We start from the raw sequence: 24,060 nt of genomic DNA, 5'->3' as shown, positions 1-24,060 counted from the left end.
ATAATAGCCTATTCAACGCTGAAAAAGGAGGTTAAGCTTATCGAAGAGACACGTAAGATGGCGGGCTATGATTTTCTGAGTTACTTAAATCAGTATAAGTTTGAAGGGTTGTTGTTGCTCTTTGGTTCTCTTCTGGAAGTGTAATGATTTCATTGAGTCCATGGTCTAGTACACCGTCCTCAACATAGCGATAGTCATTTTTAGTTTTTATATGATGATTAGCCAGTAATTGAATGGCCTCGCGTTCAGCATCAAAAATATTGCTTATCTTACCAGGAATAATATGGATAATATTATCTTTTTCAAAAGTTACAGCGCTACGAAACTCTGTTTTTGTCTTTAGTTTAGCCAGAATTGCCCCTTTCCATGTTTGATACTGGAAACGTTCAGCAAATTCTGGCCAGAAACGATTTATTTCTTGTTCACAACGAGGCTTTATTATTGATTCAATGTAGTTATCATCAATTCGCTCTAAGATTGCTTGGGCACTTTCTAGTTTTTGGCAAGATGCCAGGATAGTGTACTGGCCGTGTGTTAATAAATAGTGCTCAGAGTTTGCTGGTTTTTCTTCAACAATAGGCATTACACAGGGAAATAAGCCATCCATAACAATAAAAGAGAAGGGCTTTTCTAGGGGCTCTAAATCTTTGTAAACTAAGCCTAAGCATGGCTGATAAACAACTTCAAAAGGAAAAGGTAGTGCCTCTTGAGGTAATAAGGTTTGGAAGCTTGATGCATTGATTAATTTATCAAACTGCTCCTCGCCCTTAGAATGAGTTAGGCAAACTTGCTCACTTTCTGATACGACTTTTTCGATAGTTGTTTGGCAACGAAGTTTAACACCAGCTTCTGAGAGGTATTGTTTGAATTTATCGCGTAAAGGTTTACCAAGCAAAACACTTGGTTCTTCCATATTGTGTGCGCTTAGTAAATTTTGATAACCCCATTTTTGAGGGGCAATTTCATGTGAGGAAGGAAACTCTTCACAAACGTCTTTAAAAATTGTAGGACCGACGTGAGATGCTTCATTTGTTGAATCAGAAACACCCAAACCATAAATAGAATAACTGTGATCGATAACAAGCTCGGAATAACGCTCAATGAACTCACTATATCCACGCCGGCAACTTTCACGGGTTTCAGGGGAGCGAGGATAGTGTGAGCCACTATGCAGCCGGATGCCGAAATTACCTGATATCCCTTGAAAGATATCATCGTTCTTTTCGAAAATAGTCACATCATGCCCCATCTTCTGGAGTACTAGGGCGAGATGACATCCGTACCATCCTGCACCAACAATGGCTATTTTCAAGGTAACTCCTTCATTGTAATAAAAATATTGCAAAAACTTAAATTTAGGTCATTAATGATATTTATTATACATTTAATGGGGTTAAATTGTACAATTTTTAAGACTTGGATTCCTGTTTGTATCGATTAGAGTGAGAAAATTAGATTAATTTAACGTCAGTTATGGATAAGGGCATTATTTAAAGCCCGGGGTAATTTAGTTGTTTTGATGGAGGGGTTCCGCAGCTTAATAGCGTAAGCAGCTAACCCTCCAACAAGATTGACGAAAAAATAAAGAGGACTGCGATGCCGAGAATGTTCAATATGGCAAATGGATTTTAATTGTTCAATGACAGTTTCTATTAAATTTCGTTGAGCTAAAAAGAATTTTTCAAAAGCAGTTCTCATTTTCTTTTTCATATTTTTCTTAAGCTTGGTTATTAATGTTAGCCCTTGTTTTTGAAGAGTCTCTTCATGCTTTTTACTGACATATCCTTTGTCTCCAGCTAACAGGCCTGAGAGTCCCTTAGTGAGTTTCGATAGCACACTTAAGTCACTCACATTGCCTCTTGTGAGACAAAAACTCATTAATTCCCCTTGATGATTAATTGCTAGATGTAATTTAAAGCCAAAAAAATAACCTACGGAAGAATAACCTCGCTGTGCAATCCCTTTAAACACTTGATGTCCTGAAATCGACATATCCGGTCGGACCAAAAATATGTACTTTTTAGAGATGCAGGAAGAAGATATAGACGAATAATTTGAACCCATTTTCATGTTTTCTAATAAATCAAGCACTCACTAAAACCCCCACCCTTTCCTCAATTAAATCACTCAAACTCTCAATATTAGAAATACATTCTCTAATTTCTTGTAAATTTAATTCAACATCAAAAATTTTGTGAATTTTGATAATCATTTGAATTAATAGAATTGATGTTCCGCCAATATCGTGAAAATCGTTTCTTATGCCTAGGTGCTCTATTCCTAGCAATTCTTTCCAAATTGATACAAGTTTTTCCTGGGTGTCGGTGTGTGCTTTTATATATTCTTTTTCGATTAATGGTGGATCGATAATTGGTAGTATGTTTCGATCTACTTTTCCATTTACTGTCATTGGCAATTCTTTGACGGGAACAAAATAGCTTGGGATCATATATTTTGGAAGATTTTTCAGTAGAAATGCTTTTAATTCTGTAATAAGAGCTCGGTTAATATGTGGTTTTATGGGGGAGTTTGCATAATAAGTTTTTTCTTTTGATTTTCTTCGGGGAGCATTCAAGTAGTTTAAATATTTTCTTTCAAAATTTTCGGGGTTATATTTTTCGAGTACTACATTAAATCTCTCTGATGGATACTCATCTGACCAGGTAATAGATGCATAATAGCCGTGTTCTTCTGCAATTTCGAAAAATATTTCTGGATCTACAAACTGGTTTGATGCTGTGTATTTTCCAAAAATTTCTTGCCATTTATCATTTTGGAACTCTTTACTATTGTTAATTAAATAGCTCAATCCTTTCACCCGGTTATTAGGTACGTTGCTGAGGGATAATAAATGCGAGGGATAGGTGGATAGCTCTGAGTGAATTTTTTCAAGATTGATACACTCGCTCTTATTTGTATCCCATTGAATTTCAATAATTTCTTTGTCAATCTTTGTAATAGGCTGCTCAATATATAAAATCGCATCATAACGATAATTATTCATTTCGTTATTATATTTTCCTTTTTTCAATAAAATTTCGATGTGGCTAACTCGTTGATTTTTATATTTATAATCCTCGAAAAATTGATAATCAATCACTAGCTCATCATCTTCCTCAACAGATTGTAGCATGGCTCTTTTCCACTCATTGTAAGAATAATTGCTAATATTTCTATGCAATAGAATGGACGCGTGAAACTCATTTAAAAGATGTAAACTTCTTAAATCACCAATAAATACATGGCCTGACCTCTCAATGCTATTAATGCTTTGGTCTAATACTTCAATAAAATAATCAAGACTTGGGAAGTATTGAGCTACGGAATTTAATATAACTGTATCGTAATGTTTTGATAATTCACTAATTTTCAAGGCATCACATTCTTTAAGTGTTACATTATCAATATTAAGTTGGTTTAACTGATTTTGAATATGCTCTAAAGAAGTTTTAGAAAAATCGGTAGCATCATATTGCTTAGTAATTGCTGCTAAGGGAAAAAGTAACAATCCTGTTCCGCAGCCAATTTCTAAAACCGACTTGGGCTTTAACTGTGAAATTCGTTCGACCGTACTCGCAACCCATTCTTGCATTTGTATTTTGGGAATAGGTTGATTGTCATAGCTACTAATCCAACCTACTGTATTAAAAGTCTGCTCATTAATAGGTAGAAATTTGTTGATGCAAAGCGCATCGTATATCTGTTGCCAATGATTGACTTGCTCCCTAATATACAAAGAGCTGTTATGTTCTTTTCTTAAAAAGCTATCATAATCGAAGTTGATATAGGCTACTAGACGAGGTTTTTTTTCTTTATTATTATTAACCAATACAACCGCTTGATTTGTATGCGGAAAATCCAAAATATATTTCTCGATTGCATTGATTTCCACTCTGAATCCTGCAATTTTAACCTGAAAATCAACGCGCCCTAGAAACTCTATATTTCCATCTGGTAAATAACGACCTAAATCACCAGTTTTGTATAGCTTTCCAAACTGGGAGTGAAAAATAAATCGTTTGTTAGTGCGTTCTTTATCTTTCCAATAACCTTCGGCAACTCCTTGCCCGCCAATATATAGTTCGCCTACCTCTGGATTTGGAAGCAAATCAAGTTTGTCATTTAGCACATAGAAAGTTTGATTTTTCATGGCTTTTCCGTATGGAATACTTTTCCATTCGGGGGATATTTCGCCTATTTCATAAAGTATTGACCAAATAGATGCCTCGGTTGCTCCGCCTAGGCTGACTGTCTTGATTTGTCCTAATAAGGAGTGAATTTTGGGAGGTAAATTAAGAGGGATCCAGTCGCCGCTTAATAAAATTAAGCGCAGGGCGTGCGAGCTAACTTTTAATCCTTTATGGTGAATGTACTCTAAAAATAGATCCATTAAAGCTGGAACTGAATTCCATATTGTAACTTTTTCTTTGATAAAAATCTCATACCATTGAACAGGATCCTTTGCTTGCTCTGAATCAGGAATAACCACGGTTCCGCCAGCTGCAAGAACTCCAAAAATATCATAAACCGACAGGTCAAAATTTAAATTAGATAGGGCTAGAATTTTATCTTTTTCATTGATTGCAAAGCGCTCGTTAATATCCAAAACAGTATTAACTACAGATCTATGGCTAATCATCACACCTTTAGGTTGCCCTGTAGAGCCAGAAGTAAAAATAACGTACGCAAGGTCTGAGGTATCCCTAGATAATGTTCTAACCTCATTCGATTCTGACGAGTTTTCTAAAGAATCAACGGTAATAACAATCGTCCCTTTGGGCCACTTAAGTGTTGATTCAATTTTCTTTAGAGTAAGGACAATCTTTACATCAGAGATAGTTAATAAATTATGAATTCTCTCTTCTGAATCAGCTAGATCGAGGGGGAGGTAAGCCCCACCAGCTTTTAAGATACCTAAGACAGCTATAACTTGTTCCCAGCCTTTATCCATAATAACGGCGACTAATTGATTAGAGGTAATGCCAAGTTTTAATAAGTGCTGGGCAAGTATTTGTGATAAGTTATTAGTTTCTCTATAAGTAAAGCTTTTACCGATGCACTTAATTGCTACCGCATCAGGGTTTAGTTGGGTTTGTCGCTCAAATAACTCATGGAGAAATAATGTTTTCATAGAGCAATATTTTATCAAAAAGAAAGTATTTTATCAAAAAACCAAATATCAGGATAGCCATTATTTGTTAATATTGACTCAATAATGATTCCGTTGGTTTTGTAATTGACTAAAAGGTTTTTAAATGAATAGTGAATTAGATCAAGTAGTTGCTTACATGCCATCGATGACCTATTGGCGCTCAAAGGGTAGTCGGCAGATTCATGCTAATAATAATTTACTTTATAAATTTGGATTTACGGCAAACGACAAAGAGTTAACTTATCAACGACTGTTTCAATTTAGCAATTGGACAGCAGAACAAATCAATAACTATGAGCAGGCTGATTTAAATATCATTAATACAGGTCAATCCCAAGAGAATGAAGAGTTGCCGAGAATCATTATTAATGGCAACACTAGCTACCTACTTGTAAATAAAGCCCCTTTATTTAACTCCGAGAAAGAAATTATTGGGATGATTGCGACGCTTAGCGATATTACAAGCATTCAAAAAAATCTCTTCTATATAAAAAATATTCTGAATAAAGTACCCGGCAGCATCTATTGGAAAGATAAAAATGGCGTTTACCTAGGTTGTAACGATTTTGTATTACAAATGGCTGGTATCTCAGATGTGGTTGGTAAAACTGATTTCGATATGCCTTGGAAAGAATTTGCTCCCAATTTAAAGAAAATTGACGAAGTTATCATTGAAGAGAACAAAACGATTGAATTGGAGGAATACCCTGTCTTATCAGACAAGAGACAAATTACTATGCTGACCCACAAGGCTCCCCTGATTGATGAGCAAGGAAATATTGTTGGAATTATTGGGGTATCGGTAGATATTACAGAACTGAAGAATACCGAACTAGCCTTAGTCAGCGCTAAAGAACGTGCTGAGGCAGCTGTAGAGGCTAAAATCGACTTTATTCACAATATGCAACATGATTTAGGGACGCCATTTTCAGGTATTCATGGATCGGCTGAAGTATTGTATGCGCTGTATGCGGAACAATATCCTGAATTGAAAGAATGGCTAGAGCCAATGATTGAAAGTTGTGTGCAATGGGAAAAAATCCATCATCAAATTCTAGAGGCGATACGAACTGAGGAAGGGGCGACAAAAATTGATGCATTTTATCTTTATGAGGAATTGCACAAAATTAAAGAAATGCTTACGGCAACGCTGCATTTAAAAAAGATTCCATTAATTTTTCCTTCGCAGGAAGAGCTAGAGGCTCTAGGATTAATTAAAACAGACAAGTTGAAGCTTAGTTTAATCTTGTTAAGTTTAATTAGTAATGCAGTTAAATTCACAGAAAAAGGATATGTGAAGCTTTCTATTCACCGAACAAAAGAGCATTTCATTTTTGATGTTACTGATACAGGAATTGGTATACCTACAGACAAGTTTTCTTATATTTTTGAGCGCTTTACTAAACTAGAACCTTCCAATAAATATGCTAATCAATTTAAAGGAATAGGTACTGGTTTATATATTTCAAAGATTCAGGCGGAAAGCTTGGGGGGAAGTTTGATTGTGAAGAGTGAAGTCGGAAAAGGCTCTACCTTTACTCTAACTCTTCCGTCTTAGCTCAGATTATTATGCCAAGTCTTACAAAGCTCTAAAAAATTTATCGTTTTCTCAGGAGTCAAGGGTTTAAAAAAAGTTTCTTGCATTCCTGCACTAATATATTCTTTTGCATCCTCAGTCGAAAAATTAGCAGTAACTGCAATGATAGGAAGGCTTAAGTAAAAGGGATTTTCTAGCTCAAAGGCTCTAATTCTTTTACATACCTCAATCCCTTTCATAATGGGTAAACCAATGTCTAGATAGATACCATAAAAATCGTCATGACGTTGGGTAATTAATTCTATTGCTGCTTCGCCAGTGTCAGCATGTTCAACCTGCCATCCTAAGCGCTCGAAAAAGGCCTTGGCAATTTTAAAGCTGATGTAATCATCTTCTACAATTAATATTATATTGGAACTTTCTCTCTTCATTCTAATTCCTTATTGTCACACTAGACTCTGATATAATTTTAGTAAAACAAAACGAACTCATCTATGCTATTAATATTATCACCTAAGCGATAGGAGCTATTCTGAAATTATCGAATTCTTTTGTTAATATATTTTCTACACACCATAAAAGGAGGTTTTTTTTATGAGAAATTATGCTGCAGATTTGCCAGCACAAGAAAATTTATTCAATCTTGATGAATTTCCGCTTTTGGATGCTGATGAAGCGGCGAGGGCGATGGGTAGTAAGGATATTCTTTTGCAAATGTTGGATCTTATGCTGAACCAAGCAATGGTTGAAGATTTATCGCAGATGAAAGCGGCTCATGGTAATAATGATTGGGATAAAACACAGCAAATTGCTCATAAAATCAAAGGTGGGGCGGTTTATGTGGGGGCTGTTCGGATGAAGATGGCTTGCCAATATCTTGAGCGTTATTGGAAAACAGGACAGCGTGAGTTGTTGGAACAGCTTTATGAGCAAACACTTCGAGTTATTGATGATAGCCTTGATGAAATACGGCGTTGGTTGGCAAGTAACGAACTCTAAGTCATTACTGTCAGAATCTGTCATAGCTAGGGTCTAAGATCTTTTCTCTATTCTTAATGAAGGAGAAAATAATGTCTTATAACGAACCCAATTTAGTTGTACTTAACGGCTTTTTCGTTTCTGGTCTGAGTGTCCGCACAAAAAATACTGATGAATTTAATCCTGCGACCGCTAAATTACCCTCACTTTGGCAGCAATTTATGGCGAGTGAAATTGCCGAAAACGCAGTTAATTCCAAAATTTTTGGAGTGTATTCGGATTATGAATCAGATGCAGAGGGCTCCTATCAGGTTACGGCGGGAGTATCTTTAAACGATAGGACTAGAAAACCCGGCAACTCTAGCGTTGAAGTCAAACCTGGTGATTATCTGGTTTTTAAGGATCAGGGCGTTATGCCAGAGGTGGTCATTAAAATCTGGCAGAATATCTGGTCTTATTTTGCCGAGACGCAAGGTTATCAGCGTAATTTTATTTCCGACTTTGAGTTATACTCCGGCAGCGATGAGGTTGCGGTATACATTGGTGTAAATCGATGAGAGACTCTATCCTTGCAAAGTTGCTGGCTAGCTGATATACAAAGAGCTCCTATTCAGATTCAAGGAAATAAAATGTTAAGGAAAACAACTCTTTGTGCAGCTCTTGGTTTAATTTTCTCCTCTTCCTGCTTTTCCGGATTTTACCTCGGTGTTGGTGCCGGTCCTGAGGGTGCTAGCTTTAGTCAAAAAGCTCATGTTGTGCGTCCCGGTACCTTTGATGTCGTTGATAAAAACCATTTCTCTGGACTAGGCGGATTTGGTACTGTTTTCGGCGGCTATGGCTGGAAGTATAACCGTTACTATTTAGCTGGGGAGGTTAATGCCAATATTAGTTCAGTTGAGTACAAGCTCACAAACGATGAGTATGTCCATGGAACCACTTCCAAAACAACCTTTACAGTAAAAAATAGCGAAGGGGTGAGTCTGCTTCCCGGCTTTTTCTTGTCCAATGATACCTGGTTTTATGGCCGAATTGGTTATGCGAATGGTCATATAAAAATTCGGGAATCGGATCCAACAATACGTTCAGCATCAACCAATCGCGGCGGAATCCGTTATGGTCTGGGGGTGCGGCATAATTTAACGGAACGCTGGACCTTGATGATGGATTATAGCCAGATTAATTACGGTGGTATTAGAAGTTCCGTTTATGAACCCAATGGTGGCGTTCTAAAGAACACTAAGATTACAACCAATACAGCCCAGGTAGCCTTTGGGGTTATGTATAATTTCGATGTGCCCCAAAAAGTTTATGTGAAATAGTTGGGGTAGTTATTGTGACGAATAGTCATAGGATAAAAAGATGTTTGAAAAAATAGAGCCAGGAGTAAAAGCCCTGGCCTTTGATGTTGATAATACCTTGGTTAATCTGCGCGATGGCCTTTATGGTTCAATTCTCGATGCTGATCTATTAATTCCCATCCTAAGATTTGCCTCTCTTCTTAAGCTCCCTTTGGCTATTGATACTGCCCGCGATAAACGATTGGATGATGATATATCCGCAAATGGCGCTGTTTCTGTAAGCGATTTGCTCCATTTCATGAAGAAAAGAAAAATCTTTTTTTGCATTGATAAGCCAAGTTTAATTGTGAAGAGCGAGGATGTTAAAGAATTCCGTGCGGCCTTTATGAGTCAATATACGCCAATAGATAAGGAATGGGATCTGTATATAAGGGAGAAAAACCCTGATTTGCATATGATCTTGCAAAGAATTAACGAATTTAGATCGAGTGGCGAAAAGCTTAAGCCTGAGGATCTGCTTATTGTGGATGACTCAGAAGTGATTGTAACTCTGGCTAGGAAGGCTGGATTTAAAGCAATTTTAGTTCCACTTGATTTTTCACCCGGTGCTCGCGGTACCTCTTCAGTGGATTATTTATATGAACTGGCGAAACTTATCGGCTTGGCTGCCTATGCAGAGGGATTAGAGCAAGACTCTAAAAAATATGATTCCGAGCCAGAGGAAGCTGTTGCCATTGCCAAGCAATACCTGGAAGCTAAAAAAAATCGGAGTCAGGGTATTAGGCCGGAGACTTGTCTTGTTCATCAGGATTTACAAAATCTGGTTGAGCTTGTTGGCCAGAATCCCAAAAGCGCTTACCGCGTCTTGAAAAAATTTAAAGGGCGCAGTGGCTATAATCGAATGATCGACGAGCAAAGGGTTGTTGGTAATTCAACCTTAGTAGGAACGATGTTAGGTGTAGCGATTCTAAAGAATAACTATTTGATTCTACATAATTTGTTAAAATTAGGCGCCTCGTCAGAACAACCCTTTGATTTCGATAGTAATTATCGTACGGTTAGTCCTCTCGTAGCGGCAATATTAAATAACTGTGATTCCGATATTCTGCAAGCGTTGCTACAAACAAGGGCGAAGATTGATTCTGGAAATCTCAAAGAATCAATCTTGGAGCTAGCTCTTTCCCAATTTTGCAGAACTAAAAACTTGGACTTGGAGAGCTATAAACGTTTAGATGTTTTGGTTTTCCATATGCAGAGACGTTTAGGGATAGACGCTTATTTAGCAAACCTATGCCCTTTGTTTTCTCAGATTATTCAACAAAAAGATCCGGCGTTGTTGAATATTTTTTTAATGAATTTAATGACTGAGCATAAGCAAGCTCTACTTTCATTAGTAGCAGATGCGAGGGAGTTTAAAGGACTGATTCTTAATGCACCTAAGGCAGATGATGCGTTTAACAAGCAGTTCTTGTTGGATTTTTTCTTCCAAATCCCTTTGCAAAACATGAAGACTATTATTGAATTTCCCTTTAAAACTAAGAGCTTGTCAGCATCCAAAGATCGAGCAAAGGAAAGTGCAAGAGAAATCTTTTGTCGTCTGGTATATAGTTCCTTTCTTGTTGAAGGAGAGCAAAAATTTACCCTAATTAAACTCAAGCGAAAGGGTTCAGGCTTGTTCTTTAAGTCTAAAAGTGAGTCGTCCAAAGAGTCTGATTGCCAGGAAAAAGTTGAGCAATTGGTTATGTTCGCGCTCTACATTGAGAAATACTATGGGGCGACAGATACCGCAGAAAGCTTGATGCTTAATACGATGTATTCAAGCGCTATTCTAATTGTAAATCTTATTAATGAGAGCGGTTATTGCAAACATCTTTCATCAACTCAAAAGGCTACTTTCAAGGACTTATCTGTTTTTCTGACAAAACAGGGACAGGAGCCCGCTCTGCAACAGTCGCCAAAGAAAGCATCTGCTCAAGCTGGCCAGAGCAAGGCAAAATTATTTTCACCAGGGCTGGTTAAAATAATGGAGGAAGAAGGTCCTGCGCCGACAGGTGAATTTGCATATACAGGGTCAAGCTAGTCAATAATTTTTCTGTCAAGCCATTCAAAAACAAAGTGCTGTGTTGGCTCTGCTGCTTCATCGATGCTTTGCACACAGATAAAGGGGACATTCTTTTTTCTATCAGCCTTTGCTAATTTTGCTTGAATTTGCTCAAGGGAATGGCAGGCGCCATTGATAGTAATTACCTCGAGAGAATTATCAAAGACAACATTTTTTCTTTGGATTTCTAAGTGCTGCGCTAATGAAAAGGGCCAGTACTGTTTATGATCGCGCAGAGGATAACTCAGATTTTCAGACAAAAATTCAGGATGTTCGGAAAAATAACGTTCAAAGGTGGTTCGCATTGCAGGGTAGGGTGCATGGGGGAGATGGAAAAAATGCTTAGTGAAACCTGCTAATTTTGCGCTTTTTTCTTGTACGGCGCGGTGCAGATTTTCGGGGACCGCTGGTTGCTTTTCTTTAATGAAAGGTTTAGCAAGATTTTTCCAATAATTACGCCATTTTTTTTCTAATTGAACCTTCCAATCGCCGCGTAATACAAGCTTACTATCACGAAAAAAATCGTCTTGAGAGACCGGGCGGATAAGTGAGAAATCATCATTAAGATAGATAAAATGATTCGCCAGACCCTCAATGCGCCAGAGAGCGGTTTCTATCGATAAGCTGTTGAAGGTTGGCAGATGATTTTCGTAGCCTACAAAGATCTCTCGATGATCAATCAGTTTTAGCTTTTCTGCATCCTTAGTGCCTTGCAAACTTTTTATAATAGGCGGGATTTGGGTATCAGTTACAATATAAATTGTCCGGATCCAGGGAGCAAAACGTAATAAAGATTTAACGCAATACACCAGTTCGCCACGCTCATTAAAACGAGTTGGAGCAGCACCCTCAGACTTTTTGATGCCTAGTTTTGCACAGTAATTAGCTAGCTTTTTAGCATGTTCTACATCGCTTCCGTCAACCCAGGTTATCACTGCATCGACTGGTTCTTTGGTAGTCATATAAGGTTTTAATCCTTCATGTTTGATGTCTAAGAATAAGCGTAGTGCTGTAGGCTGGGCTGCTAAGCCCAATGGCACTTAAAATGCTGTGTAAAAAATGCTTTTTGTCTCCTCGCCACCGCGCGGTGGCGAGGAGAACCTTTGGCACATGGCCTGGAGCTCATTGGTCATTTTTTGTATGGCTTTCTAAGTGCCATTGGGCTTGTCAGCCCAGCCTACGCCCTGTCAATTTGCCAGCAGTGATAATAACAAAAGGTTCTACCTTATGGGAGAGGCCTCTATTTCAGCCCGCCTGAGACGAACATCGTTTCTCCTGTGATATAACCTGCATCTTCAGAGGCCAGAAATAAAACAGCAGCTGCTATCTCATCGACAGTACCTATGCGCCCCATAGGAGTACTGGCCTCTATCCAGCTGCGTGTATCACCCTCATTGAACCCTGCTGAGATGAGGCCTTCGGTTTCGATCATCCCGGGGTTTACTGCGTTAACACGAATCTTTCTTGCTGCAAGCTCTTTTGATAAAACCTTTGTGACTGCGTCAACAGCTGCTTTTGTTGCACTATAAACAGAAGATTGCGGTGGTGTTGCAGTGGAAACTAGAGAGCTGATATTGACGATGCTGCCTCCTTTCTCGTTGAAATGATTCAAGGCTTCTTTGGTAGTGAGGAGCAATCCCAATAAGTTTAGATCAAATTGCTTGTGAAAATGCTCGGCTGTTAGCTCTTCAATTGGAGAGAACTCATAGCGTCCTGCATTATTAACAAGCACATCTATGGAACCGAAAGCCTTTTGGGTTTCACTCACCAAATGTTTAATATCTGCCTCTTTGTAGAGGTCTCCATGTATAGCGACTGCTTTACCATTGTTTTGAGTAATTGCTGCAACCAGGCGATCAGCTGCGTCCTTGCTTGAACTGTAATTCACAACCACTGATGCACCCTCTGCTGCCAGATGCTTTGCGATAGCAGCCCCGATTCCTTTGGAGGCGCCGGTAACAATAGCGACCTTTCCTGCAAATTTTTTAGTCATCATTATATCCTTATAAAAATTTTTAGTGGGACGTTAAAAGTATATACCCAAGAACATTGCTTTGTTGTGGTAATAGATCCCCTCCCTTCCGCCATCCTGAGCGTAGCGAAGGATCTCCTGAATGTGGCACTGTGCTAATCCCGGAGATCCTTCGCTACGCTCAGGATGGCGGAAGGGGGGAACCTATTACTAGTTGTGCTCCATTAAGTGTTTTAAGCTCTTAGATAATAAATTTGCCCAATAGTCCAGGAAGCTTGGAGCGTTGACCAAAGCTTGATTAGTTTCAATTTCAATGCCCGCATAGTCCTTGTCGCTAAATGCTTTCCTTAATGCTGTAGTGAAGCCATCACTAATGCCGCGATAAGGATAATTCAAGCGAACTTGCAGGGGCTCTCTGGCGTCTTGTCTAAGTTGCTGCTGCCACTGGCGAGCAATCGTTTTCTCAATACTGCGTTTGGGATCATAGAGCAAACCTAGATCAGCTTTGCGTGTGACGCCATTCATAATAGGTGTAAAACTGTGTACGGAGATATGAAGCACTTGTTTACCCTGTTGAATATGTTTTCTGATATTTTTCTCGACTTGTTGGCGAAAGGGCAAATAGTATTTTTCTATGAGTTGATTTTTTTCTTCTTGAGAAAGGGGGGCTGTAACCTCCGAAAAGCATTGGCGATTTGCCAGGCTACGGTTGCAATCAATTAATAAGCGCGTGGTCTCAGCTTGCACAAAATCACAGTTGAAATATTTACTCATCCCGCTGGCGATAGACAAGGCACCAAAATCAATCCCGCGATGTGTTTGCAGCAAATCCTGATAGGGAGCAAAAAGCGCTTGGTAGTTCTCAGGAACGGTATTCACTGCATGTTCACAACTTAAAACAAGTTCAATTGTTTTCATGATGGATTAAATAATTGGTTGTTGAGGAGGCAATGACTTAGTTGCCGATAAACGCGGCTTAAGGTTTGCTTGGAATAGTCATTGCCACAGGCGCGTAACAGCCGTTCACTTAGGTTGCCCTGACTTAGAATATATTCCAAAGCGCGTTGGCTGGTATTGTCCAGGTCAGCGCTGACACGTTCAATCAACTGCGACCATAACTCAGCGCCGGTCATTTTACGCTTAGGTAACTGCCATTGTGCCGATAATTCTGCATCGTCCACAGTCAGTGCTAAGCCGTCTTTTAATGCCTGGTCATAAACTGCTCGCAAGCGATTACTATCGCAAGGTTTTTCCAGATAGTAGTGAGAATTAGTTTGCCAGTGTTTTAAGATTGCATGTATAGCAAGGGCTATAGCGATATCTGCTTGTACGCATTCCTGTGAATCCAAAATGCGTATTTCGATTGCCTTATAATCAAATTTGGGAATAGCTGCTCTGGAGTTAAGCCATTCATATTGCAAGATTCCCTCAGGATCATAGGGTTTAATATCCTCATACATCGGTTTTAAGATCTCTTGCTGGTACTGCGCTTCCGATTGGATAAATTCAGGAATGATATTCCCGCTAATAGAAGGAATGCGCTGTTGGTTTTTACCATAAAAATAAAGGCGTGAATCTTTTAGCCCGGTTTTTTGACCATCAAGGAAGGGGGTTGATGCTGCCAGAGCCGGTAATAAAGGCAGTATCAGCCGGATTGCATTATGAAGCTGGTTAAATTCATTATCATTCGCAAAGGGTAGATTGACGTGCATACTTTGCAAATTCGCCCAGCCGTGCCCTTCACAATTAAAAATAGAGTCATATTGGCGATAAATAGCCATGTTGCCATGCGGCCAGCGTTTAGTTTCGGTTAAGGGGTCCATCCAAGGATGAGCGCCAGTGGGCAATAGTTGCAGGTTATATTGCTTAAGCAAGGGCTGCAGTTTTTCGATGGTTTGTTGAAATTGCTCGGCAATAGGTGCCTTCGGTGGCTTAGGTCCATTGTTTTTCAATTCAAGGACATGCATGACCAATTCATTAGAGGCAGAAATCTCTCCGAGTTCAACCTCGTTGGTTTGCTCGCCTGCTAAAGCTTTGAGGAGCAGATCGCTCTTGGGTTGTATATTCAGGCTGTCTCTATCAACAAGCATGTATTCAATTTCAATGCCCAGTACAGAAAAAAGAGAATAATCAGACATAACCATGCTTCCTGCGAATTCGTTGTAAAAAGACAGTCATCACTTGTTCATAAAGCGACTCACCAAGAATTTGATCTTCGACGCCAAAATCAATGTTGGGATTGTCATTGACTTCAATAACATAATGTTTATCACCGTGGCTTTTAATATCAACGCCATAGAGGCTATCACCAATTAATCGAGTGCTTTTTAAAGCGGTTTTGATGACGCCTTCTGGTACTGCGTGAAGGGGCATAGTTTCATGATCTCCCTCAACTATTTTTTCATTCATGGCATCCCAGTTATAAATTTGCCAATGATTTTCTGCCATGAAATAGCGGCAGGCAAAAATGGGTTTATTGTCTAAAACACCAATACGCCAGTCATATTCTGTGGGGATAAAGGGTTGAATCAACACCAAATCGGAGATTTTAAAGAATTGCGTCAATGATTTTTGTAAGGCTTTTTCATCTTCAAGTTTGATGACACCATGAGAAAAAGCAGAGTCAGGCCGCTTCAATACACAAGGAAATTCAATCTCAGGAATCACTTTGTCATATTTACTGATAAAGGTAGTTGGTGGTGTCAAAATCTGGTGGCTGCGCATTAGCTCAGCTAAATAAACCTTATTACTACATTTAACAATGGATTGTGGATCATCTATGACCACAAGATTTTCTTGTTCAGCACGCCTTGCCATGCGATAGGTGTAATGATTGACAGAGGTTGTGGCGCGAATAAAGAGAGCATCATATTCTGCAATGGACTTGCTATCGGTTCTCTCTATAAAGTCAACATTCAATCCCATCGACTCACCAATATCAGCGAAGATATCGAGGGCCTTTTTATTCGAAGGCGCATTAGGTTCTGCAGGATCAACAAGAATTGCCAGATCATGAAAGCGCTGCTTTTTGCGCCAGTGATGAAAGCGCTTTTTCGATAAATAGCTTTCTGCTGCTTCTTGCAAGAATTCAATATGGTGTGCGGGAATATCTTCAAAGGATAATATTTTTAACTCTTTGATGCGCCATTGTTTTTTCTTTTCAAAGCTAAACCTTAGCAGGGGAAGTGGAAAGAGTCCATGTAGCTTCTTAGCAAGAGTTGCGTGGCGTTTAGCCATGTTTTGACCAAAATAAAGGCTGAGAATGAATTCATCTGTTTTGATGTCATGTAAGCTATGCTGAATTTCATCATCCACATCTTGTGAAATAAACTTGGATAAACTACTGCTTAAGACATCCTGAATGCTATCAACAGAAGGAATTATTCTGTGATCACGTGCTTGGGCAAGCAGGGAGACATAATAGCCAATCGTTTGATGGTTATAAGATCGACAGAGATTAATCACTCTCAGGGATCCACACTGGTGGTATTCTTCTTTAGATAAGTAGTTGGTGGCGTTCACTATATTGGCTAGTGGGCTTAGAAAATTCCAGTTAGTTGTGTCATCCGTTACTATAATTGTTTGCATTAAAGGCTCTTTTAGGTTGAATTATCAGTAAATTGGCATCATAAGTTAAGACGCCAAGCAAAATAGCATTAATTAAACGATTAGAACTTACCTTGTAATAATTGTTACGTGAAATTGGGTTCGCCCAGTGAGGATCAGCCACAACCACATGTTTTTTTGAATCATCATAACCGCAGAGTACAACAAAATGACCGCAAGGTGTACCTCGAATGTCATCAAAAACAGCCTTACCCTCGTCAAAGCGTTCTCGGGCAGAGCGATAAAGATAGGTAGCGCTTAGGCCGGTCAGTATTGGGATCTTCTGGGCAAAATATTTTTTCAGGAGGGCCACGGTTAAGATGTGAAAGCGTACTTGTCCCCCTAGTTTTATAAAATCCAGATAAGCATTGCTAGCCTGGTGTAAATTCGCATCGGTTTTATGTTGCATCTGGGCGATTAATTTACCAGAAAGATTAGATCCACAAGACTCGCCATGTTCAATATCAAACCAAGTGGGGTCAAAAATACTGACATTGTTAACATAAATAGTCGCAGAGAAATCGCGCTCTAGCGCATGCTTTCCTAACAAGGCAGCAAGAGTGCCTCCCGAGTGAGAACGCTCTACGCTTTTAATGACTTCTTCAAGCTCAATATTCAAACCATAGTATCTATAAAGTGCATGTAGACTGGTAGGACCACAACTCTCGTCATCTGGCTGGGTATGGATAGTTAAATCAATCATTTGGCTTAACTCGCTATCAAAAAAAATAGGGGTATTCTTTTATTAAACGTTAGACCGCGAGGTTGGCTTTGTCAATCATTCATTTTTTAATGCAAATGGGCAATAAATCTTAAAGAAGTTGTGAGCATTCCGATGATTAAAATAAGGGAGGCAATTGCAAGAGAAGATCTATTATTTCTCGGTGGATTTATTTCGTTTTTTCCAGAAAGAAGTTGTTGTTTTGCACAGAGGTAATTGAATAAAATTAATCCATAAAAAGGGCAGGATGCGGAGAAAAATTTCTCAGGAAAACCATGTAATTGCCTACTCATAATATAGTCTTGTGGGGCATTAATAAAAAATAAAACAACAAGCCAAATAAGTATGTCACTGTTGAAATGACGTTTGGATTTCTCTGTGGTTATACCGGTTAAAACTAGAGGAAAAATCAAGAGCGGAAAATAGTAAAGCCAGCCGAAAGGGCTCATCAGGAGCATCATTGTTAAAGTCAGGCAAAAGGGCTGATGATTTATTTGTCCAGATTGTTGAGCCCCTAATTTCTTTAAGTACCAGATTAAGGCAGTAAAAAGTAGGATGAGATAGATAATTTCTAACTGAATTAAATGCTTCTTTGTATTATGAATATTGATAAATAATCGATAGATATAGCCGAAAATAGAAGCATTCCAGTTATCGCCATACCAAAACACCTGAGACATCATTTCCATATATTGAAGGTAGATAGATTGACCATAGAGTAAATAGGGGATAAGGCAGGCTGCAATTGTTGTTGCTAGCATAGCAAAAAACACCTTTAGCCTGCCCTGCTTTATAACGAAAAAAAATAACAATGCAGGAAAAAATTTAAAAGAAATAATGAGGCCCCAACATAAGCCTACAGTAAGATGTCTTTCTGTAAGATAAAAATGATAGCCAAGCATGATAAAAAAAAGTAAAAAGGCGCCAAATTGAATCGTTGATATGTTCATCATTGTTGAAAATAAGGATAGATAAAAGAGATATAAAACAGGCCAGTATTTTCTTAGATCGTTGCTTGCTATGGCGTAATAAAAGGCGAGGCCAGCGCCAAATAAACCTAAAATAAAACTAAGGAAAACCCATATTTTTAGCGCTGTATAATAGGAGAATTTTGCTAAGGGGCTAAACAGAACTAAAACAATGGGAGGGTTTAAATTGGGCGATAATTTTTGAGGTGTAGGCAAGAAGCTACTAACTAATTGTGTATAGGGAGTCTTATTTTCAGCAAGGTTTACAAGGGCTGCGTAAAAGGAAGTAAAATCCTTTATTGGTGGTGAAATCACAGTGAAGTAGGTGAGCAAAAAATAGGTAATAATGAAGATTAAACTGAAAAACAGGCCAAGGATTGTTTTGCTCATCGTTTAGGATTGCCCAAGTAGTGGATACAAGTCTTTCAAGTTATAACTCCCTGCACCCCCCATCGATAAACGAATCAAAAAGCTATTGAGTGGAGCTGCTATACCGAAGGCAAGAGAGGCAAGATTTATCAGTAGAAATCTGCGTTTATCTTCATTTTGAAGCATTAGGCTGATATTAGGTTCATTTTGACCTGGCAAATTTCGTTTGCAACAAACGAGAATAACTAGTATAGCCAAACCATAAAATGAGAATGAATAGAGGCCTATCTTCTGCGTAAAATTCTGCATTTGTCTGCCCAAGATATAGCCCTGTGGAAAGTTAAGAAGAAGAAAACATGCCGTCCAGGCTATGAGTGGAATAAGCGTTTTATAATTTCTGTTAAAAGTAGCAATGCCGGTCAGCATCAGCGGAAAAACTATTAAGGGAAAATAATAAAGCCAGCCAAAAGGACTCAAAAAGATCATCATCGCTAGTGTAAGGCAGAAGGGTTGATAGTTAACTTGGTTTTTTTCTCCTCTTATCTCCTTTGGACCCATGGCATAGAGATAACAGGGAAGTAAAATCGCAAAAGAAATGAGGTAGCCTATATAAACCGGCACAACATTTTGACCCGGATGTTTTAAATCAAGATATAGGCGAAAAATATAACCGTATATCGAAGCATTCCAACTGTCACCATACCAATAGATAACAGACATCATCGTGAGATATTGCTTATAAATCGTAGGACCATGGAAAAGCAGAGGGATTAATAATGCGCAAAGAAATACGCCAAGCGTAATAAAAAATACTTTGTAACGCCTCTGTTTTAACATAAAGAAAAATAACAGAGCAGGGAAGAGTTTCAGCGAAATAATGAAGCCCCAACATATCCCAGCAATATAGTCGTTTTGGCGCAAATAATAATGATAACCAAGCATCACCGCAAAGAGCAGGAGAGAGCCTACTTGAACGATAGATATGTCCATTAAAATCGGAAAAAATCCAAAATAAATACAATATAAAGACAAACCATATTTTTGACGGAATTTTTCTGAAAAAATATGCATGAACATAAGGCGGATACCAATAAATCCTAAGCTAATCGAAATAAGTGACCATATGATTATCGCTGTACGATATTCAAAAAAACCCAGAGGGTAAAAAACGTAGAGAAAAATTGGGGGGTTTAAATTAGCGGGTAAGGTTTTAGAGAGTGGATAAGGGTTAAAGCCTAAACTAAGTGCTTTGATAGAAATATAGAAGGGAGTGAAATCAATGGTTCGCTCGAGATTAAAAATCAAAAATAGAACTACAGCATAAACAAAAATAAGAGCGCCAGGAATTACAAAGCGAAATGTTTTTTTATTATTCATTCTCTATCTTAGTCAGAACCTTAATGGATAACTCGAGAGTAAAATCAGCAACCTCTTCTGGATTGTCAGGATAGTTCACAAAGGCTTTAATTTTAATAGGCTTATTAATGCGTTCTCCAGTTTTCTGCGATTCATCAAGCATTGCCTTTACTACATCGCCCATTTCGGAAACAAAATAAACATCTGATTCAGGGCGTCGAATAAATTGTGCTTGAAATGATTTAAAAACGACAGAGGCCTTCAGCTTAGCGCGATCAGCATGATAGAAACTGTGCAGGCCGCCGGCCAAATCTGCACCTACTGCAAGGGCACCAAAATACATTGAATTCAAGTGGTTTTTACTACGCCGACTAAGAGGTAGTTTGGCGACAATGTGTTTATCGTCAAGTTGAATCAGCTTAGGTCTTAAATGGCCTATTAATGGCACCTTAAAGTGGCCAAAGGACCAAAGAAAAAACTTAAAGCGAGTCAGGGGGCTCATGTAACATCCTTATTAACCTGCAAATTTGAAACAATCTTTTTTACACCTTGTACCGCATTGACCCGTTTGATTATAGCGATAATAGACTTACCGGTTTTAACCTTGCCCGAAAGCGTTACGGTGCCATTGTTTGTAGTTGCATTGATACCGACGATGGGAATAGATTCATCATCAAAGACCTTAGCTTTTAAAACCGCCGCCTCAACCTTTGCTGTAATATAGGTGTCGGTTAGAGCAGTATTGACTTGTTTAATTGCTAAATCATCCGTTTCTACGGCTTTTACTCCTACGGTTTGTTTCGCCAGAGTTAAGGCATCAACGAAGGCTTGCTTGTTATTGACATTGCCCTTAAGTGTAACAACACCGTTATTGGTTGATACACGGATTTTGAGTGGATTAAGTGCCGTATTTTTAGTGAATTTTGCTGTAATTTTAGTGGTTATTACTGAATCACTAATATTTTTCTCAATTTCTTTCAGATTGTTTTCCGCGTGCGCTAAACCGATACTGAAAAGGAGGATTGAACTAATCAGAAAATTTATAAAGGAACGCATCATCATGACTTGTTGGTAACTGTCGCAGGAGTATAGCACATTAGCTAAAAGTTGTTTAATCCACTATAATCGACCATTTCTCTAGTATGACTCATAATGCATTCCATCAGTATCCGCGGTGCAAGAACCCATAATCTCAAGAATATCGACGTGGAATTGCCACGTAATCAATTAATCGTTATTACAGGCCTTTCAGGTTCTGGAAAATCTTCCCTAGCCTTTGACACCCTCTATGCTGAGGGACAACGACGTTATGTTGAGTCGCTCTCCGCCTATGCCCGGCAATTTTTATCGATGATGGAGAAGCCGGATGTTGATTCAATAGAAGGCTTGTCACCGGCTATCTCCATTGAGCAAAAGGCGACCTCACATAACCCGCGCTCGACAGTTGGCACTATTACCGAAATTTATGATTATTTGCGTCTGCTTTTTGCTCGTGTCGGTGAACCACGCTGTCCTATCCATGGCGTGAGCTTGCATGCGCAGACGATCAGTCAAATGGTTGATCAGGTTTTGACCCTGCCAGAAGGTTCCAAAGCGATGATTCTGGCTCCCGTAGTTCGTGAACGCAAGGGAGAGCATGTGCAGTTACTACAACAGTTGCAGGCTCAGGGCTATGTTAGGGCGCGAATTGATGGTGAAATCTATGAATTAGACGATCCGCCAAAATTGTCCTTACGGCAAAAACATACGATTGAGGTTGTTGTCGATCGTTTCAAGGTAAGAGACGATTTAACCCAGCGTCTAAGTGAATCCTTTGAAAATGCGCTGAACCGTGCTGAGGGTTTGGCGGTTATTGCCTCGGTTGATGGTGAATTTCCTGAGCTTGTTTTTTCTTCAAAATTTGCCTGCCCGGAATGTGGCTACAGTTTAAGTGAATTAGAACCGCGGCTTTTTTCCTTTAATAATCCGATGGGTGCTTGCCCTTCCTGTGATGGCTTGGGTGTTGACCAATATTTTGATCCTGAGCGCGTAGTACATGATGTAACCCTTAGTTTAGCTGAAGGTGCGATTCGTGGTTGGGACAAGAAAACGACCTATTATTACCCCATGTTGGAGTCCTTGGCGCGGCATTATGACTTTGATATTGAGCAAGCCTTTTGCGATCTACCCGAAAAAATGCGCGAGGTTGTGCTCTATGGTAGTGGCAAAGAGGTGATTGAATTTAATTATCAACGGTCACATGGCGATTACATGGTCAGAACGCATGTTTTTGAGGGGATCATTCCCAATATGCAGCGTCGCTACCATGAGTCTGATTCAACGATGATCCGCGAAGAATTAGCGAAATATCTATCCTCCCGCCCCTGCCAATCCTGTAAGGGCGCGCGTTTACGTGAGGAGGCGCGTCATGTCTTTGTTGATGATAAAAATTTGCCAGAGATTAGCGCCTATTCTATAGAAAAGGCCTATGAATTTTTCAGATGCCTGGAGTTAACAGGCTATCGTGGTGAAATTGCAGCAAAAATTAATAAAGAAATTACCGAACGCTTAGGCTTTTTAGTCAACGTGGGCTTGGACTATCTGTCTTTAGCTCGCAGTGCTGAGACCTTGTCTGGAGGAGAAGCTCAACGTATTCGCCTGGCAAGTCAAATTGGTTCAGGCCTGGTTGGTGTGATGTATATTCTTGATGAACCTTCTATCGGTTTGCATCAGCGTGATAATGATCGCCTATTAAAAACCTTGCTGCATTTACGGGATTTGGGTAATACCGTTATTGTTGTGGAGCATGATGAGGATGCCATTCGTTCGGCTGATTATGTGCTTGATGTAGGGCCTGGTGCCGGGGTGCATGGTGGTAAAATTGTTGCCTCTGGAACACCAAATGAGATTATGGCTAATTCAGAGTCATTGACTGGGCAATATCTTGCGGGTACTCAGGCTATTGCAGTGCCTGCTGAGCGCACTGCAATTGATAAGGCAAAGATGATTCATATGACGGGAGTGTCTTGCAATAACCTGGAGAATATTAGCGTTAGTATTCCACTAGGCTTGATAACCTGCGTGACTGGTGTCTCAGGTTCAGGCAAATCAAGTTTAATTAACGATACCTTATACCCAATTGCAGCGAATAAATTAAACCGTGCTAACCTTCTCACGATAGGAGCACTCAAAGAAATTAAAGGGTTGGAGCTTTGCGACAAGGTTATTGATATCGATCAAAGCCCAATTGGCCGCACGCCACGTTCTAATCCGGCAACCTATACCGGGATTTTTACTCCCATTCGTGAACTCTTTTCTGGTACGCCAGAAGCAAGGGCTCGAGGTTATCAACCCGGGCGTTTTAGCTTTAACGTACGTGGCGGGCGTTGTGAAGCATGCCAAGGCGATGGCCTAATCAAGGTTGAAATGCATTTTCTACCTGATATCTATGTCTCTTGCGATGTTTGCAAGGGCAAACGCTACAATCGGGAAACCTTGGAAATTCAATACAAGGGAAAAAATATCCATGAGATCCTTGATCTAACAGTTGAAGACGCCAGAACTTTTTTTGATGCTATTCCCGTTTTAGCGAGAAAATGTCAGACCCTGATCGATGTTGGCCTGTCCTATATTCGTTTAGGACAAAGCGCAACCACCTTATCCGGCGGGGAGGCGCAACGGATTAAACTGGCGCGTGAGTTATCAAAACGAGATACCGGAAATACCCTCTATATTTTGGATGAGCCCACAACTGGTTTACATTTCCACGACACTAAGCAGCTTTTATCGGTCTTATTCCGTTTACGTGAACAGGGCAATACAGTGGTCATTATTGAGCATAACCTGGATGTAATAAAAACCGCTGACTGGATTATTGATTTGGGTCCTGAAGGTGGTTCGAAAGGCGGACAAATTATTGCAACAGGAACACCTGAGGGGGTTGCCAAAGTTAAGGGTTCATATACTGGACAGTTTTTGCGCCCTTTACTGAAGAAATCGTAGCCTGCCATCTTCACACCGCTT

Annotated in this window: 20 protein-coding genes; 6 read left to right on the top strand and 14 right to left on the bottom strand. The window is 39.4% G+C overall.

The annotated features are described in order from the left end of the window. Window positions 1–37: 37 nt before the first annotated feature. The 3 genes from BN1094_RS11200 to BN1094_RS11190 all read right to left on the bottom strand — a co-directional run bounded on the left by BN1094_RS11200 (window position 38) and on the right by BN1094_RS11190 (window position 5,131). The gene (locus BN1094_RS11200) at window positions 38–1,312 is read right to left on the bottom strand and encodes an FAD-dependent oxidoreductase (RefSeq protein ID WP_043874458.1); all 1,275 of its coding nucleotides are present in this window, start codon (window positions 1,310–1,312) and stop codon (window positions 38–40) included. A gap of 155 nt (window positions 1,313–1,467) precedes the next feature. After that, a complete protein-coding gene (locus BN1094_RS11195) occupies window positions 1,468–2,091 on the bottom strand; it encodes an IS982 family transposase (RefSeq protein ID WP_081935123.1) in 624 nt (207 codons plus the stop codon). Beyond that, window positions 2,084–5,131: an amino acid adenylation domain-containing protein gene (locus BN1094_RS11190; protein WP_052403256.1), complete on the bottom strand. Its 3,048-nt coding sequence runs from the start codon at window positions 5,129–5,131 to the stop codon at window positions 2,084–2,086. The genes BN1094_RS11195 and BN1094_RS11190 overlap by 8 nt, the downstream gene beginning before the upstream one ends. A 124-nt stretch (window positions 5,132–5,255) precedes the next feature. On the opposite strand from BN1094_RS11190, the gene BN1094_RS11185 reads away from it, so the two are divergent. After that, entirely contained in the window at window positions 5,256–6,710 is a 1,455-nt protein-coding gene (locus BN1094_RS11185) for an ATP-binding protein (RefSeq protein ID WP_043874457.1), read from the top strand. On the opposite strand, the gene BN1094_RS11180 is transcribed toward BN1094_RS11185, so the two are convergent. Beyond that, a complete protein-coding gene (locus tag BN1094_RS11180) occupies window positions 6,707–7,120 on the bottom strand; it encodes a response regulator (protein WP_043874456.1) in 414 nt (137 codons plus the stop codon). The genes BN1094_RS11185 and BN1094_RS11180 overlap by 4 nt on opposite strands. Window positions 7,121–7,283: 163 nt before the next feature. Here BN1094_RS11180 and BN1094_RS11175 point away from each other — a divergent pair, with 163 nt between their 5' ends. The 4 genes from BN1094_RS11175 to BN1094_RS11160 all read left to right on the top strand — a co-directional run bounded on the left by BN1094_RS11175 (window position 7,284) and on the right by BN1094_RS11160 (window position 11,045). Further along, a complete protein-coding gene (locus BN1094_RS11175) occupies window positions 7,284–7,688 on the top strand; it encodes an Hpt domain-containing protein (RefSeq protein WP_043874455.1) in 405 nt (134 codons plus the stop codon). Window positions 7,689–7,759: 71 nt separating this feature from the next. Then, a complete protein-coding gene (locus BN1094_RS11170; protein WP_043874454.1) occupies window positions 7,760–8,224 on the top strand; it encodes a GyrI-like domain-containing protein in 465 nt (154 codons plus the stop codon). 72 nt (window positions 8,225–8,296) lie between these two features. After that, on the top strand, window positions 8,297–8,986 hold the full coding sequence (locus tag BN1094_RS11165) for an outer membrane protein (RefSeq protein WP_043874453.1): 690 nt from the start codon (window positions 8,297–8,299) through the stop codon (window positions 8,984–8,986). Window positions 8,987–9,026: 40 nt separating this feature from the next. After that, window positions 9,027–11,045: an HAD family hydrolase gene (locus BN1094_RS11160; protein ID WP_043874452.1), complete on the top strand. Its 2,019-nt coding sequence runs from the start codon at window positions 9,027–9,029 to the stop codon at window positions 11,043–11,045. On the opposite strand, the gene BN1094_RS11155 is transcribed toward BN1094_RS11160, so the two are convergent. From BN1094_RS11155 to BN1094_RS11110, 10 genes are all read right to left on the bottom strand, one after another. Beyond that, the gene (locus BN1094_RS11155) at window positions 11,042–12,106 is read right to left on the bottom strand and encodes a stealth family protein (protein ID WP_081935122.1); all 1,065 of its coding nucleotides are present in this window, start codon (window positions 12,104–12,106) and stop codon (window positions 11,042–11,044) included. The two genes, BN1094_RS11160 and BN1094_RS11155, sit on opposite strands and share 4 nt — an antisense overlap. A 200-nt stretch (window positions 12,107–12,306) precedes the next feature. Then, entirely contained in the window at window positions 12,307–13,059 is a 753-nt protein-coding gene (locus tag BN1094_RS11150) for an SDR family NAD(P)-dependent oxidoreductase (protein ID WP_043874451.1), read from the bottom strand. Window positions 13,060–13,248: 189 nt separating this feature from the next. Next, a complete protein-coding gene (locus tag BN1094_RS11145; protein ID WP_052403255.1) occupies window positions 13,249–13,956 on the bottom strand; it encodes an N-formylglutamate amidohydrolase in 708 nt (235 codons plus the stop codon). Beyond that, window positions 13,953–15,176, bottom strand: a complete 1,224-nt coding sequence (locus BN1094_RS11140; RefSeq protein WP_043874450.1) for a carboxylate-amine ligase — start codon at window positions 15,174–15,176, stop codon at window positions 13,953–13,955. Before BN1094_RS11140 ends, BN1094_RS11145 begins: the two co-directional genes overlap by 4 nt. Beyond that, the gene (locus BN1094_RS11135; protein WP_043874449.1) at window positions 15,169–16,626 is read right to left on the bottom strand and encodes a RimK family protein; all 1,458 of its coding nucleotides are present in this window, start codon (window positions 16,624–16,626) and stop codon (window positions 15,169–15,171) included. Before BN1094_RS11135 ends, BN1094_RS11140 begins: the two co-directional genes overlap by 8 nt. Next, complete coding sequence (locus BN1094_RS11130) at window positions 16,601–17,347, bottom strand: C39 family peptidase (RefSeq protein WP_043874448.1); 747 nt, start codon at window positions 17,345–17,347, stop codon at window positions 16,601–16,603. The genes BN1094_RS11135 and BN1094_RS11130 overlap by 26 nt, the downstream gene beginning before the upstream one ends. Before the next feature lie 86 nt (window positions 17,348–17,433). Continuing rightward, window positions 17,434–18,723, bottom strand: a complete 1,290-nt coding sequence (locus BN1094_RS11125; protein WP_043874447.1) for a glycosyltransferase family 87 protein — start codon at window positions 18,721–18,723, stop codon at window positions 17,434–17,436. Between the two features lie 3 nt (window positions 18,724–18,726). Next, entirely contained in the window at window positions 18,727–20,079 is a 1,353-nt protein-coding gene (locus tag BN1094_RS11120) for a glycosyltransferase family 87 protein (RefSeq protein ID WP_052403254.1), read from the bottom strand. Further along, window positions 20,072–20,560, bottom strand: coding sequence for a PaaI family thioesterase (locus tag BN1094_RS11115; RefSeq protein ID WP_043874446.1), 489 nt, complete (start codon window positions 20,558–20,560; stop codon window positions 20,072–20,074). Before BN1094_RS11115 ends, BN1094_RS11120 begins: the two co-directional genes overlap by 8 nt. Next, window positions 20,557–21,117, bottom strand: coding sequence for a BON domain-containing protein (locus BN1094_RS11110; RefSeq protein WP_245614300.1), 561 nt, complete (start codon window positions 21,115–21,117; stop codon window positions 20,557–20,559). The genes BN1094_RS11115 and BN1094_RS11110 overlap by 4 nt, the downstream gene beginning before the upstream one ends. A gap of 93 nt (window positions 21,118–21,210) precedes the next feature. Between BN1094_RS11110 and uvrA the strand changes: the two genes are divergently transcribed. Then, window positions 21,211–24,039 carry an excinuclease ABC subunit UvrA gene (uvrA, locus tag BN1094_RS11105; RefSeq protein WP_043874445.1) on the top strand — a complete coding sequence of 943 codons (2,829 nt, stop codon included), beginning with the start codon at window positions 21,211–21,213 and terminating at the stop codon, window positions 24,037–24,039. The last annotated feature ends 21 nt before the right edge of the window (window positions 24,040–24,060 follow it).

This window comes from Legionella massiliensis (genome assembly GCF_000756815.1).
Classification (GTDB): domain Bacteria; phylum Pseudomonadota; class Gammaproteobacteria; order Legionellales; family Legionellaceae; genus Tatlockia; species Tatlockia massiliensis.
This window is presented reverse-complemented; position numbering and strand designations above follow the sequence as displayed.